The sequence below is a fragment of the Cohnella sp. SGD-V74 genome (assembly GCF_003001675.1).
GTDB lineage: Bacteria > Bacillota > Bacilli > Paenibacillales > Paenibacillaceae > Cohnella.
In genome coordinates this window covers 66,348-80,819 of record NZ_PVYW01000023.1, presented here as the reverse complement: position 1 = coordinate 80,819, position 14,472 = coordinate 66,348, and the positions used below count along the sequence as shown (strand labels likewise).

General features: G+C 51.6%; 14 protein-coding genes. 9 read left to right on the top strand and 5 right to left on the bottom strand.

Features of this window, described 5'->3' with window-relative positions; translation table 11 throughout:
- Window positions 1–56: 56 nt before the first annotated feature.
- From glnA to B0G52_RS28555, 4 genes are all read left to right on the top strand, one after another.
- Window positions 57–1,481: a type I glutamate--ammonia ligase gene (gene glnA / locus B0G52_RS28570; protein ID WP_094049711.1), complete on the top strand. Its 1,425-nt coding sequence runs from the start codon at window positions 57–59 to the stop codon at window positions 1,479–1,481.
- 214 nt (window positions 1,482–1,695) lie between these two features.
- Entirely contained in the window at window positions 1,696–2,784 is a 1,089-nt protein-coding gene (gene serC / locus B0G52_RS28565) for a 3-phosphoserine/phosphohydroxythreonine transaminase (RefSeq protein ID WP_094049709.1), read from the top strand.
- 87 nt (window positions 2,785–2,871) lie between these two features.
- Complete coding sequence (trmL, locus tag B0G52_RS28560) at window positions 2,872–3,333, top strand: tRNA (uridine(34)/cytosine(34)/5-carboxymethylaminomethyluridine(34)-2'-O)-methyltransferase TrmL (RefSeq protein ID WP_094049707.1); 462 nt, start codon at window positions 2,872–2,874, stop codon at window positions 3,331–3,333.
- 180 nt (window positions 3,334–3,513) lie between these two features.
- A complete protein-coding gene (locus B0G52_RS28555) occupies window positions 3,514–3,756 on the top strand; it encodes an AbrB/MazE/SpoVT family DNA-binding domain-containing protein (RefSeq protein WP_094049705.1) in 243 nt (80 codons plus the stop codon).
- Between the two features lie 111 nt (window positions 3,757–3,867).
- On the opposite strand, the gene B0G52_RS35745 is transcribed toward B0G52_RS28555, so the two are convergent.
- Window positions 3,868–4,017 carry a hypothetical protein gene (locus B0G52_RS35745; RefSeq protein WP_158223916.1) on the bottom strand — a complete coding sequence of 50 codons (150 nt, stop codon included), beginning with the start codon at window positions 4,015–4,017 and terminating at the stop codon, window positions 3,868–3,870.
- Window positions 4,018–4,171: 154 nt separating this feature from the next.
- On the opposite strand from B0G52_RS35745, the gene B0G52_RS28550 reads away from it, so the two are divergent.
- Window positions 4,172–5,308: an aminotransferase class I/II-fold pyridoxal phosphate-dependent enzyme gene (locus B0G52_RS28550; RefSeq protein ID WP_158223915.1), complete on the top strand. Its 1,137-nt coding sequence runs from the start codon at window positions 4,172–4,174 to the stop codon at window positions 5,306–5,308.
- Here the strand turns inward: B0G52_RS28550 and B0G52_RS28545 are convergent.
- Together B0G52_RS28545 and B0G52_RS28540 are read right to left on the bottom strand one after the other, a co-directional pair.
- Window positions 5,305–5,619 (bottom strand): Rieske (2Fe-2S) protein, encoded by a 315-nt coding sequence (locus B0G52_RS28545; protein ID WP_094049701.1) that lies wholly within the window; start codon window positions 5,617–5,619, stop codon window positions 5,305–5,307. The genes B0G52_RS28550 and B0G52_RS28545 overlap by 4 nt on opposite strands.
- Complete coding sequence (locus B0G52_RS28540; protein WP_094049699.1) at window positions 5,616–6,476, bottom strand: DUF2161 domain-containing phosphodiesterase; 861 nt, start codon at window positions 6,474–6,476, stop codon at window positions 5,616–5,618. The genes B0G52_RS28545 and B0G52_RS28540 overlap by 4 nt, the downstream gene beginning before the upstream one ends.
- Before the next feature lie 173 nt (window positions 6,477–6,649).
- Between B0G52_RS28540 and B0G52_RS28535 the strand changes: the two genes are divergently transcribed.
- Window positions 6,650–8,545, top strand: a complete 1,896-nt coding sequence (locus B0G52_RS28535; RefSeq protein WP_094049697.1) for a PrkA family serine protein kinase — start codon at window positions 6,650–6,652, stop codon at window positions 8,543–8,545.
- 333 nt (window positions 8,546–8,878) lie between these two features.
- On the opposite strand, the gene B0G52_RS28530 is transcribed toward B0G52_RS28535, so the two are convergent.
- On the bottom strand, window positions 8,879–10,414 hold the full coding sequence (locus B0G52_RS28530) for a glycosyl hydrolase family 18 protein (RefSeq protein WP_094049695.1): 1,536 nt from the start codon (window positions 10,412–10,414) through the stop codon (window positions 8,879–8,881).
- Between the two features lie 125 nt (window positions 10,415–10,539).
- Window positions 10,540–11,214, bottom strand: a complete 675-nt coding sequence (locus tag B0G52_RS35740) for a sensor histidine kinase (RefSeq protein WP_158223914.1) — start codon at window positions 11,212–11,214, stop codon at window positions 10,540–10,542.
- Between the two features lie 1,499 nt (window positions 11,215–12,713).
- On the opposite strand from B0G52_RS35740, the gene B0G52_RS28515 reads away from it, so the two are divergent.
- Genes B0G52_RS28515 through B0G52_RS28505 form a run of 3 tightly spaced genes read left to right on the top strand, consistent with a single transcriptional unit; the run spans window position 12,714 to window position 13,787 of the window.
- Window positions 12,714–13,232 carry an accessory gene regulator B family protein gene (locus B0G52_RS28515; protein WP_094049692.1) on the top strand — a complete coding sequence of 173 codons (519 nt, stop codon included), beginning with the start codon at window positions 12,714–12,716 and terminating at the stop codon, window positions 13,230–13,232.
- Between the two features lie 4 nt (window positions 13,233–13,236).
- Complete coding sequence (locus tag B0G52_RS28510) at window positions 13,237–13,359, top strand: cyclic lactone autoinducer peptide (protein ID WP_094049690.1); 123 nt, start codon at window positions 13,237–13,239, stop codon at window positions 13,357–13,359.
- Between the two features lie 32 nt (window positions 13,360–13,391).
- Entirely contained in the window at window positions 13,392–13,787 is a 396-nt protein-coding gene (locus tag B0G52_RS28505; protein ID WP_094049689.1) for a LytTR family transcriptional regulator DNA-binding domain-containing protein, read from the top strand.
- Window positions 13,788–14,472: the final 685 nt, after the last annotated feature.

Sequence of the window (14,472 nt, the reverse complement as noted above, 5' to 3'; positions counted from 1 at the left end):
TTGAACATTAGATCGGTTTTAAGAACTTAATGTTCGGAAATGGGGAGGAAATTCAAATGTCAGCTCAACAAGTATTGGACCTCATCAAGGAAAAAAGTATCGAATTCGTAGACTTCCGTTTCGTCGACCTCGCAGGCCGTGGCCACCACATCACGTTGCCGGCTACTGAGGTAGAGGCGGAAACTTTCGTTAACGGAGTCGCTTTCGACGGTTCCTCCATCAACGGCTTCCGCGGAATCGAAGAATCCGACATGGTTATGATGCCGGACACGGAATCTGTCTACGTCGATCCTTTCACGGCTCATCCGACGTTGATCGTCATTTGTAACATTTATACTCCAGACGGCGTGCGTTACGACCGCGATCCGCGTTCCATCGCGCACAAAGCCGAAGAATATTTGCAGAAATCCGGTGTGGGAACGGCAGCGTTCTTCGCGCCTGAATCCGAATTTTTCATTTTCGACGACGTTCGTTATGAATCCACGATGAACTCTTCCTCTTACTTCGTAGATTCCGAAGAAGCGGCTTGGAACACGAACCGCAAAGAAGAAGGCGGCAACCTCGGCTTCAAAGTCGGAGTCAAAGGCGGATACGTGCCGGTTGCTCCGGTCGACTCCCAACAAGACATCCGCAGCGAAATGGTTCGCCAGCTGCAAGAGAGCGGACTGCGCGTAGAACGTCACCACCACGAAGTGGCTACGGCCGGTCAAGCGGAAATCAACTTCCGTTTCGACACGCTGACGAAAACCGCTGACAACCTTATGAAGTATAAATATATCGTCCACAACGTAGCGCGCCAATACGGCAAAGTCGCAACGTTCATGCCGAAGCCTCTGTTCGGGGACAACGGAAGCGGAATGCACGTTCACTCTTCCATCTTTAACGAAGGCGAGCCTCTGTTCTACGAAAAAGGCGCATACGCCAACCTGAGCCAACTGGCGCTGTACTACATCGGCGGCATCCTGCACCACGCTCCGGCTCTGATTGCGATCACGAACCCGTCCACGAACTCGTTCAAACGTCTCGTGCCTGGTTACGAAGCGCCGGTTAACCTGGTTTATTCCAAAGGCAACCGTTCCGCAGCGGTTCGTATTCCGGTAGCTGCAGTTACGCCTAAAGGCTGCCGCATCGAGTTCCGTACTCCGGACTCCACGGCTAACCCGTACCTGGCGTTCGCAGCGATGCTGATGGCCGGTCTGGACGGCATCAAGCGCAAGATCGATCCTTCGGCTCTTGGCTATGGTCCTTTCGACACGAACATCTACGAGCTGTCCGACGAGCAGAAGAAAGAAATCCGCAGCGTTCCAGGAACACTGGACGAAGCGCTTGACGCTCTGGAAGCGGACTATGATTTCTTGACCGAAGGCGGCGTATTCACGAAGGAATTCATCGAGAACTACGTCAGCGTTAAACGCGCGGAAGCCAAAGCGGTATCCATCCGCATTCACCCGCACGAGTATAGCCTTTACTTCGATTGCTAATTCTATAATCGATACGGCAAGCGTCGCAGCCTTCATCCTTCGGGGTGGAGGCTGCGTTTTGATGTGTCGAAAACCGAAGGTTTATAGAAGTTGATATCGCTTTCGTTCGGAATTTAGTCGAACATTCGGTGAATATCGACGGATAAAGGTTGCCGAGCGGAGTAAAGCTCTGATATGATTAGCCTATTATGATTTCAGACAAGGTGGGGACGAGATGGCCAACCGCGCATACAATTTTAACGCCGGCCCGGCGGCATTGCCGCTCGAAGTACTGGAGAACGCTCAGAAGCAATTTGTCGAATACGGGGACAGCGGCATGTCCTTGATGGAGATGTCTCATCGGGGAGCGATCTACGAGAAGGTTCATTATGAGACGGAAACGCTGCTGCGCGAGCTGTTGGCAATTCCGGAAGGCTACAAAGTATTGTTCGTTCAAGGCGGAGCCAGCACGCAGTTCGCCATGATTCCGCTGAACCTGCTTCGCGCGGGTACGACGGCAGCTTACGTGGCAACGGGAAGCTGGGCGACGAAGGCGATCGAGGAAGCGAAGCTGTTCGGGGAAGTCGCGATCGCGGCCTCGTCGGAAGCTGATTCGTACAAGCGTATCCCGTCGGCGGAGGAATTGAAGGTGCCGGGCAACGCGGCTTACGTGCATCTGACTTCCAACGAGACGATCGAGGGCACGCAATGGTCGGATTATCCGGATACGGGCAGCGTGCCGCTGATCGGGGATATGTCGAGCGACATTCTGTGCCGTCCGATCGACGTGTCGAAATTCGGCTTGATCTATGCCGGCGCGCAGAAGAACCTCGGCCCATCCGGCGTGACGATCGTCATTATCCGCGAGGATCTGATCGCCAAGCCCGAAGGCGCCGTGCCGACGATGCTGCGTTACGCTACGCACGCGAAGGCCGATTCGCTCTACAATACGCCTCCTACGTTCGCAATCTATATGGCGGGCGAAGTGCTGAAATGGGTGAAGGCGAACGGCGGGGCGAACGGCATGGAAGCCCGCAATCGCGAGAAGGCGAACCTTCTGTACGATACGATCGATTCGAGCGGAGGCTTCTATCGTGGCTTCGCGGAAGCCGGCAGCCGTTCGATCATGAACGTGACCTTCCGTCTGGCGACGGAAGAGCTGGAGAAGCAGTTCGCGAAGGAATCCGAAGCGCAAGGCTTCGTCGGCTTGAAAGGCCATCGCAGCGTCGGCGGCTTGAGAGCGTCGATCTACAATGCCGTTCCTCCGGAAAACGTGCAAGCGCTGGTCGGCTTCATGCGCGATTTCCAGAGCCGCAACGGTTAATTGTTAGACACAACGGATAACGAACGACGGAAATAGCGGCGTCAAGCCGCTATTTCGATTTTTTTCGCAACAAGGAGGCACAACGATATGCCTTTTCACATCGTGCTCGTGAACCCGGAAATTCCGGCCAATACCGGCAACATCGCCAGAACTTGCGCCGCTACCGGTACGCATCTTCACCTGGTGCGCCCGCTCGGCTTCTCCACCGACGACAAAGTGCTGAAGAGAGCCGGACTCGATTATTGGCATTCCGTTCACATCACCTATTACGATTCGTTCGAAGAAGTGAAAGAGGCCCATGCGGGAGCGAGGTTTTTCTTCGCGAGTACCCGCGTGACCAAGCGGTATACGGACTTCGCGTTTCGTGAAGGGGATTTCTTCGTATTCGGCCGGGAGACGAAGGGGCTTCCGCAGGACATGCTGGACGCTCATCTCGATACGTGCATGCGCATCCCGATGACGGACAAGGTGCGATCGCTGAACTTGGCCAACTCGGCCGCGATCGTCGTGTTCGAGGCGCTGCGGCAAAATGAATTCCCGTTGTCCTGATCTCTTATTTCGACATTATTCTCATCGATTCGATATGAAATGTCGAAAATTGCATAATCCTAAGCAAATTGGTTAAAGGGAAGGGAATAAGCAACGCGTATAGAACCGTATAAAGTGGTCAATTAGGCTAAAAGGTTTCGAGATAACCAGCTAGACTAGCGTATGAATGGAGGAACTGCATTGAAACCTGCAGGCGTAGTTCGTAAAGTGGATCAATTGGGAAGGATTGTTCTTCCGAAATCGTTGCGCAAACGGTACCAGATGAATGAAGGGGATCCCGTAGAAATATTGGTTCAAGGCGATCATATCATTTTGGAACGTTATCGGCCCCGTTGCGTGTTCTGCTCTTCGATGGAATCCGTCGGAGAATTCAAGGAGCGTTACGTGTGCGCTACTTGCGTGAAAGAGATGCACGGGCTGTAAAGATACCGGCACGACAAAACCGTCCCGATCGGGGACGGTTTTTGTCGTTTTTGTCGTTATGCGGATAAACAAAACCGGAACCCTTGGGTTCCGGTTTTGTTGGCGGCTATTTTAGAGACCTTTGGTTTTATCATCGTTATACGAAGAGGTCAAAATTGCGCCGATGAACAACGCCATGACAAGAACGACAATCCAAAACTTGTGGGACATCCCGAATAAGATCACTTCTTGCGCCGCTTCGCCAGCTGCCGAAAGGAACATATCCTACACCTCCGATTAACTACCCCTTATTATAACCAACCCTTGTCAAAAAGAAAACGCAAAATGTTGTGAACAAACCGGAATGGTTGATGATCTTCGCTCGCCGGGCATATAAATGAAACCGTGGCCAACATCGCAAGGGGAGGGAGTCGCCGTGAGTTCGATCATCAACTGGATGGGCGGGTGGCCGAAAGAAGGACTCGTTTCCTCGTCGGATTGGGAAGAGCGCGTGGAAGCCGCCGCAGGGGAGTTGGCGGCGGAAGAGTTCGGCCTGGGGCGGCGGGAATCCGGCAGTGTCAGGGAAGAGAAATTGAAGGAGCAATTCGCCAAAGGCTTGCTGCACGGGAAGACCGGGGGCAGCGGCAGCCGCATCAAGTTCACGAAAGGGGCGGACGGAGCGCTAAGCTGGATTATCGGGGAGGCGCTGCAGCCCGGCGACACCGTCTTGACCGAACGCCTTACGTCGCGTACGGCGCTGCAAGCGTTCCGCAAAGCCGGGATGAGAGTGGAAGCGGTCGACGGAGACCGGAAAGGGATGGACCCGGAAGCGCTGACGACAGCTCTATTCCGCTATCGGCCCAGGATGGTGTACGTCGCTCCGTCCTGCACGGAGCCGGAAGGGGCGAAGTGGAGCGTGGAGCATAAGGCCGCCGTCTTCCATCGGTGCCGGGAAGCCGGCGTGCTGCTGGTCGTCGACGACAGGCAGGAGATGCTGCTCTACGAGGCCGAAGAGCCGGCTTCCGCCCAGCGGCTGCTGGAACCGGGCGTGCTCTCCATCGGTCAGCTGCCTCCGGGGCTGATCGCGGGCTCGCGCGTCGGCTGGATCGCCGGAACCGCGGCGCCAGTCAACCGCCCTTTGTTCTCTGCAGGAGAGAATGCCAGGAAACACGCGTTAGGCCCGATCGAACAGCGGGCGTTGTCCGGGTTGATCGAGGAGCAGCCGCTGGAGCCGCTGCTCGATATGCTGAGAATTCAATGCCGGGAACGCAAGAGGATGATGACGGACCAGTTGTCCCGTCAAGGCATCGACGAGTTGGCTTGGGCGGAACCGAGGGGAGGGCTGCATCTCTGGCTCGTGCTGCCTCCGGGACTGGACGGAGAGGCATTGCTGCGGGGCGCATGGCTGAAAGGCGTTATTTTCCAACCGGGTGCTCCGTTCTTTACGAAAGATCCGAAGCCGAACACCGTCAGAGTTACCCATGCCTTCGCCGACGAGCGGCAGATCCGCCAGGGAGTGGCGAGGCTGGCCGAGAGCATCGAAGAATTTACGGGACGCTGGTCCCGCAATTAATGCAGCTCGGCTGATGCGTAGAGGCGCTCGTTGTTCACGGCGACCTTACGATAAGCCAATCGATAGCCGGGGTCGCTCAGGCAAACCCCGGTTTTCCCATGGAACGTCCAGAAGTGCAGCGGGCAATAGAAGATGTCCTCATGTGGACGTACGTCTCCCCCCGCATGGGGACAGACGGCCATCAGCAGACGATATTCCCCTTCGGGGTCGCGGACAAGCCAATAGGGCGAGCCTTCTACCGTTATCTCCGCGGGCAAGGAGGCATACAGGGACGAAGGACCGAGGTCGATCGGATAGCGATCTTCATTCATTGGGATGCCGCTCCTTCCGAACGTTCTTCCGACGGGTCCGCCGCATACGCGCTTGCCCACGGAAACTGCCGGGCCCACACGCGCGTCACTTCCCCGTATTCCTCCAAAGCCGCCGTCCCCGCGTCCGTCACTTCGTATACGCCTTTGGCAATTTTTCTGAACCAACCGTAGTGGTTGTCGCGCAGAAACGTGCCGGCATTCGGGCAATTCGTCCAATCCCGGACTTGACGGGGAGCGGAGGGACCGTGGCAGACGAGCGCAAGCGCGCACTGGATCGCCTTCTCCCTGTAGGCGGTAACGAGCTTCCGCTTCGAGCTGCCTCCGACGTTGTAGTCTCCGCTCCGCGCGTTGAATTCCTTGAGCAGCCTGTTGGCTTTGGCCTTGCTTCTCCCTCTCGGCTGGAGGGTATAGAGCTCTCCCGTCTCCGCCGCCGTCGCGGAGGGGGTCAGGGAGACGGGGACGGGAGAGGCGCGGCGGATTTCCGCAGGTTCGCACCAGACGTCGACGACGGGCGATTTCGTGCGATAGAAGGTGACGGTCATAAATCCGAGGTTCAGCCTTCTGCATAGATGAGTGATCTCGTTGAACCTCTGGTTGTGCGCCCCTTTTTTCACACGGTTCCTCTCCACGGCGAGCCAGACGGACGCTCCGGTCTTCTGACGGTCTATTCCTTGCAGGAGCAGCGGCAGCGTGAACGTTTTTTTCATTTCGACGATCGTGGGGACGGGATCGCCTTCTTCTTCGGGGCGGTAGGCGACCAGATCGCAGCCGCGAATTTCCGCTTTGACTTCGTACCCTCGGGAGGCGAAGAAGCTTTTGACCGGCGGGTACAATTCGGTTTCCAATTTGACGGCCAAGGCGTAATCTCCTCCTGATCAGAGCTTCGTGTTCTCGATTTATCGCCATTATAGCACACGGGACATAGGGTTTTAGCCATGACAGCGAATGTCAGGTCAAATTCGTCCTTCTCCCCGCATAAGAATATATTACGTCAAGTTCAGAGTAGAGAAAGCTGCGAGGAGGAAGCGGCATGGACATCTTCAGTCGGATCTCAGAGTATCGGGCCGAGAGTGAGAAGCTAAGCTGGTCGGGGACTTTTCGGGATTACATCGACATTCTTCGCCGCGACAATTCTCCGGCGATGACCGCTCACGCCCGGGTTTACGATATGATCGTGTCCCATGGGGTGGAAGAGTCGGGCGGAAGCAAAAAATACAAGTTTTTTAACTCCGAGATTTTTGGCTTGGATCAGACGATGGAAAAGCTGGTGGAGGAGTATTTCCACTCCGCTGCCAGAAGACTTGACGTGCGCAAAAGGATTTTGCTGCTCATGGGACCCGTCAGCGGGGGCAAATCGACGATCGTAACGCTGCTTAAGAAAGGGCTCGAACAGTATTCCAGAACGTCGAGGGGAGCCGTCTACGCAATCAAGGGCTGCCCGATGCAGGAAGATCCTCTGCACCTGATTCCTGACGAGCTTCGCCCGGAGATCGAGAAGGAGCTAGGCGTAAGGATTGAAGGCGACCTGTGTCCGTCCTGCCAGATGAGGCTGAAGACGGAGTTCGGCAACGACATCGAGCAGGTGCCGATCGAGCGCGTGCTGATCTCGGAGAAAAACCGCGTCGGCATCGGCACGTTCAGCCCGTCCGATCCGAAGTCTCAGGACATCGCGGACTTGACCGGGAGCATCGACTTCTCGACGATTACGGAATACGGCTCGGAATCCGATCCGCGGGCTTACCGTTTCGACGGAGAGCTGAACAAGGCGAATCGGGGCTTGATGGAGTTCCAGGAAATGCTCAAGTGCGACGAGAAGTTTCTGTGGAACCTGCTCTCGCTGACGCAGGAGGGCAACTTCAAGGCGGGCAGGTTCGCGCTCATCAGCGCGGACGAGATGATTATCGCCCACACGAACGAATCGGAGTACAAGGCGTTCATCGCCAACAAGAAGAACGAAGCGCTGCAGTCGCGGATGATCGTCATGCCGATTCCGTACAATCTGAAGGTGTCCGAGGAAGAGAAGATTTACACGAAGCTGATCGGCCAGTCCGACATGAGCCACATCCATATCGCGCCGCATGCGCTGCGCGCCGCCGCGATCTTCTCGATTCTGACCCGTCTCAAGGAATCGAAGAAGCAGGGGATGGATCTGATCAAAAAGATGCGGATGTACGACGGCGAAGAGGTGGAAGGCTACAAGGAAGCCGACTTGAAGGAGATGCAGAACGAGTTCAGCGAGGAAGGCATGTCCGGCATCGATCCGCGCTACGTCATCAACCGGATCTCGAGCGCGCTGATCAAGCACGACCTGCCGTGCATTAACGCCCTGGACGTATTGCGCGCGCTTAAGGAAGGGCTCGACCAGCATCCTTCGATTACGAGGGAGGAGCGGGAGAAGTATCTGAACTACATCTCCGTCGCGCGCAAGGAGTACGACAATCTGGCGAAGAAGGAAATTCAGAAGGCGTTCGTCTATTCGTTCGAGGAGTCGGCCCGCACGTTGTTCGAGAACTATCTCGACAACATCGAAGCCTATTGCAACTGGTCGAAGATCAAAGATCCGCTGACCGGAGAAGAGATGGACCCGGACGAACGGCTGATGCGTTCGATCGAGGAGCAGATCGGCGTGTCGGAGAACGCGAAGAAAGCGTTTCGCGAAGAAATTCTTATCCGCCTGTCGGCGTACTCCCGCAAGGGCAAGAAGTTCGACTACAGCATGCACGACCGGCTTCGCGAGGCGATCGAGAAGAAGCTGTTCACCGATCTGAAGGACATCGTGAAAATTACGACTTCGACGAAGACGCCCGACGAGAGCCAGCTCAAGCGCATCAACGAGGTGACGAAGCGGCTCATCGACGAGCACCACTATTGCCCGGTCTGCGCCAACGAGCTGCTTCGATACGTCGGCAGCTTGCTCAACCGGTGAGACGGGGCTGTCCCATAAGTAAACCAAGTCGTACCGAACGATTATCGATGGATGGGTGATCATGGGCATCTATCTCCCTCCGATGCAAGATACCCCACAAAGTGACGTTAAGCTTCGAAGCTTATTCCGATTACTTTGCGGGGGCCCCAAAAGCGTGATCCTGAAATGGGAACGGTAAACCCGTTAAGAGGTGATTTCAGGCCCGTATGAGGCAGTCTCCGGGAGATAGATGCCCACCTTCTTTTCATCGACAATCTTGTACGCTATTACTTGTGGGTCAGCCCCAATATCCGGCTTGGGCGGTTGGCGAGTGATTAGCGGTCTGCCTGATCGTTACTTCAGAGCCTGGGTCAGCTTCTTCAGCAGCGTGCCGTTGAAGTCCTGGCTGATCTCCCAAGCGACGGCGCCTCCGAGCCCCTTGGTTTTAATGTAACCGGCTTTGTAAGCGAGCGATTCGGGATCTTCGTAAGTGACGAAGGTCCCTGTCGCTTTCTGGTACAGCCATGGAGCTTTGGCGACGTCGTCCCAATAGCGGACAAAACCGTTGCCTCCGATCCAGCCTTGTTTCTCCAAATTCCCGAACTCGTGAACGCCCGCCGCCACTGCTCCGTCGGACAAGCCTTTGCAAGCTTGCGAGAGTCCGCTGCCGGTTGCCGCGCATCCGGTCCATCCCCGTCCGTAGAAAGGAATGCCCAGTACAAGCTTGTTCGCGGGAACGCCTGCTTTGAGGAAGAAATTGACCGTATCGTTCGCGCTCGCTCCGGAAGTTGCGGGCCGCTTCGGATCCGAGTACAAGGGAGCGTGATGATTGGCGGTCTTCTCCCAGCTTCCGTGATAATCATATGTCATCAAGTTGATCCAATCGACGATGGCCGCGACCTTGTCCATTTCCGTGTTGGCGACATAGCTTGATGAAGCTCCGGCGGCAATCGTCAGCAAGTACGGTTTGCCGTCTTTTTGGCGCGCCTCGTCCAGCTTGTTTCTTAGTTCTTGCAGCAGCAGAGTAAAGTTCTTCTTATCTTCCGGTCTCGTCCGATTCGAGGACAGCCCTCCGGACACCGGGTATTCCCAATCGAGGTCGACGCCGTCGAATCCATGTTCCCGAATGAATCGCACCGCGCTTTCCGCGAACCTGGTTCTCGAAGCGGCGGTCAGGGCAATGTCGGAGAATTGTCCGGACCAGCTCCAACCGCCTACGCTGATCAAAGCTTCTAATGCCGGGTTCTCTTTCTTGATCTGCTTTAACTCGGCGAAGTTAACGCGATCCGCCGCAGCGTCGCCCGCTACGACTTCGCCTCCCCGAATGTTGGCGAACGCGTAGTTGAGATGGGTGATTCCGGACTCGGCGAAGCGGGACAGGCCAAGCTTCTGATAGGAGGCCCAGTACGGATAGTAAGCGATGATTCGGTACGGGGGAGCCGCCGGTTTCGTTCCCGAAGCGGTCAAGGCGACCGTATTTACGGAAGCGGACCAGACTACTTGTAAACCTAATAGAGCAGAAACGGGACGCACCGGCAGAAACAACGTCGAATTAGAGAGAATCGGCGCGTGAGAGAGAGACAGCTTGCTCCCGTTGAGAGCGGCAGAGGTTTTTCCGACCTCCATATCGATGACTGTACCCGCCCGGAACAGCTTGAACTTGGTCTTGTCCAGCCATTGAACTTGCAATCCGACGGCGTTCAGCAGCGACCGCGCTTGAACGTATGTAGCGCCGTTCTTGGCGAAAGGGGCGGCTTGAAACGCAATTTTGGCGCCGTTGTATGTAACCTGGATCTCGCTCCCAGCGTTCCCTGGAGGCATCGGAATAAGCAATATGGCAAAAATAACGGTCAGCAGGGCAGCGCGAAGATGAACTCGATGTCGATTCAATAGAAAAATCCTCCCATGTCGGTCGATGCCAAGGCGGCGTGAGCCTGATAGAAACAAACTCGTTGCTACCTATTTTCCGGAATGGGAGGATTCTCGTAAATATTAAAATAATGGATAGAGAGGAATTACGCGCTTATTTCCGGAAGGTAGACCTTGAAAGTAGTCAGCCCTTCCCTCTCGTCGGACACCAGGTCCAACGAGCCTTTGTAGTGCTTGACCCTCTCTTGGACGATGGCCAACCCGAGCCCGCTATGTCCTTCCCCCTTCGTCGTATACCCCGGTTTGAAAATAAGCTGCCGATCGTGCGCCGTCAAGGAGCGGCCGCGATTGGAGACTAGAAGTTCGATCGATCCGTCCTCCAAGACGCGAATAGAGGCGAAGACGCTTCGCTCCTGCTGCGGGAGGTTCATAGCTTCGTCGAATGCGTTGTCTACGAGATTGCCCATGATTTTGATAATGTCGATCACTTTAACCGTCGTTTCGCCGGCATCCCACTTGGCGGGGAGTTCGTATGTAAAATCGATGCCTTTACCGATAGAGACCGCCGTCTTCGCTTGAATGAAGGCGGCGAGCGCCGGAGAAGAATGGTGAACGATATCGCTCACGTCCCGGGTCTCCTTGACCAGATCTCCGACATAGGCTTTCAACTGCTCCGTTCGGCCCATTTGCACCATCGTATGGATCACTTGAACGTGATTCAGAAAGTCGTGCCTCTGCCCGCGAATCGACGTGAACATATCGTTAATGTCGTCTATGTATACCTCTTGCGTCGACTTGGCCGCTTGTTCTCTTGTTCTCACCAGCAGGCGGATGATCGAGACTAGGGCTAGTAGACTGACTAGGATGGTGAGGTAGACGAGGATGATGCTCAAATAGAAGTTATGTTTTTCGGTACTGATTTGAATTAGTTGTAAAGACCCTAGCAGTATAAATTGAATCACGATAAGGGAAGAAACTTTTGCGAGAGTTCCTTTTTCAATATCCGATAATATCGAAAATATCTTTTTTCCATAATTATTTTTGCGGGCGCGAATAAACCAGGACAAGATCGAGACTACGAAAAGTTGAGGATACAATACCGGGAGTATCTTCAACAAGTCTTCGCGCAAAAAGGATTCACGGGATGGAATTCCTATAAGGTAAACAAGTATCGTCGCTAAAATCATATCCATAACGATTGAAAACACGAGCAAAAATAAGTAAACGACAATTTTTTGTTTAGTTTTTAAGTCCCGGAAAAATAGAAACGTCAGCAGGATGCCAGTCAACGTAGTATTAATTAGATGCATATAAGTAGGCAATACTAGGACCAGCGAATCGGTATACACAGAATGAATAACGGCCATTAGAAACAGTCTTTTTATCAGTTTCGGCGGTTGGGGATTTATAAATGAAAAACAAAATAGCCAGTAAACGAAAAATTGCGGAATGGATACAAGAATGTTTAATTTCAAAAAATTGATTATGGAATCCAATTTTTACCTCCAAGAAGAATGATATAAACCTTTTATACCATTTAATATAGGAAAATTGGATAAGTTAATTTATTTTTTCAACATACTTTTTAGAAAATTATAGATACGAATGAATTGAAAATGATAAAATAGGAGCAGGACTATTTTATGCTGGAGGAACAATTCAAAAATGAATTTTGCTAGCTTTGTGTTCTTCTCATCGCTTGAATATATTGCATTTGTGTTTTTTATACTTGTGTTGTTTCGATTCAATATTAATGAGTATGTATTAAAATTTGCTATTTTTTCTGTTGTGTTGAGTCTTGTGTCGAATACGTTGCAAACGGAATCATTAAGAGCAATTTCACCCTTGGTTCAAGCGGGTTTAATGATATGCTTTGTCGTTTTTTTTCTAAGGGTTCATTTATTTAATGCTACTGTAATGGTGACCACCGGGTACTTAATTAATTTTATCGTTTCATGGATTATTGCGACAGTTACAATACACTTTGGAAGTATTGGAGAAATCGAGCCATACACAAGAAACGCATTTATCATGCAATCGGCTTCAGCGTTCATGATGTTTATGTTTGGGCTTGTTATTTACTTGCAAAAGGGTGGATTCAGTTTTGTAGAAAATAATAGCCGATTTAAACGGATCAGGTTCTTTGATAGAGACAATCGCCCGTTCCTTGTGTTCATATCCTTATCGATTGTGGCAATTTTTATTGTTAATCTTATGTTCGTTTTGTTTAAGAACGTTCCTAATCTATTTGTTTCAATATTTCTCTTTATCGCGCTGTTAGGGTTGATATATCTCTCTGTGAAAAGGGACGGGAGAAAAAATGATTGAATCTTTAGCTCTTCGTATTGCCGAATCAATAAAGAGAGCAGACCCGGATAATACGGCTAGCGTTGCCGTAATGAAATTCTCTCTTGAAGGAATTATTCAAACCCTACTCACGGTTCTATTTATTGGAACGGTTGGGGTCATTACTGGAACATTAGGCATGACAATGCTCGGGGCGTTGGCATTCGTTATATTGCGTTTTTTTTCCGGCGGGCTTCATTTAAGGAAAGCCATGCATTGTTCTTTGTTATCGACTATATTGCTCTCGATAGCTCCACATATTTCATTGAATGCAAGTTGGACAGTATACTTTATTTGTATAAACTTAGTTATTATAATGATATTTGCACCTTCTAATATTGAAGGCCATGCTCGAATTCCTAAAAAGTATTTTCCTTTATTGAAACTTATATCTCTATTAATTATTGGAGTGAATTTCTTTTTTCTGAGTTCAACCATTGCTATTGCTCACTTTTTTCAAGCGGTTTCTACAATCTCGTTAAAAAGGAGGTGATAGAATGAAACGATCTGTAGCCGTAAGTGTTTCAAAACTCCTTGCACTGGTTGCTGTTGTATTCGTAAGCACGGCTTCATGGACCTTCTGGCACCGTCCCGAAATTCCTGCCGAACTAAAGAAGTAATACTTGTTAAACGTTAGAAAGGGGATGATTTCATGTCTAACCAAATCCACTTGCTAGATCGCGATGGAAACCCATGTGTTGTTAACGTTGAGGATTTAATTGCGATCAAGCCTACGTCGGATGGTCCTGAGTTCTATACGAAGGACAACATGTATTTCTACCCCACCACGCTTGAAGAACTACTCGTCCTGTTTAAGGATCTGGGCTTCGAACGTCTGGACCGCACTAATGTCGTAAACATGAACCACGTGAAGGCTTTTGATCCAAAGGCTCGAAAGGTTTACTTTGAGCAGCCGTGGACTAGTGACAGCAAATTTGCTACCGTTTCGGAAGCGAATGTTAGTAAGGTGCAACATCTGGCTAAAGAAGAGGAAGCTAGTTATCAGACTAAATCTATCCTAAGGCCGTCGTTGTTCTGGAAGAAGTGAACTGCATATCAGCCGTAAGGAAACAGAAGCCAAACCGCCGAGGTTTGGTTTTTTTATTTTGGACTCTGTTGAATTCTAATATGGATAATAATTGACCATTATAAAACCGCCTTGGTGAGAAGGCGGTTATCGAGTTATTGAATTCATATATAATGTCATGATTCCTCATTTTGTTGTTTTCATCAAGATCAAGTTGCAGTAAAGTAAACTTTCCCCTAATCCAGCACTCCCAATGTAGTACAAGAATTGTTGTGATAGTTCAATTAACTTTTCTGCTGGTTCTCCAGGTAAGTCAATAATTTCATTCTAGTGTCAGTGCTCGTCAAAATGGCGGTGATTACGGCACCGACAAAGTACGTGAGCGCTGACAGGTGGGGAGAGATTGACGCTTACAGAGATGTGTTTTGAAACACGCCGAGAAGAGGAAGACTAGTCGTTGGTAAAAGGAGGACGGATGCTGTATATCGATAATTTCCATAATCGGCCACTTTATCTATCTGAGCAAACGGCAAACATAATCATGATCAACTTTGTTGAATCCAAGCAACGCGCGAAGAGCCGTTCGACTCCATGTAACCGAATATGGATTATCTTGGCTCATTGGTGATCGCATTCTTAAACTTTATGTATTCCTCATAATTGGCGGTATACTCGTCCTCAGCTTCCGTCTCCGATTGTTACAGTT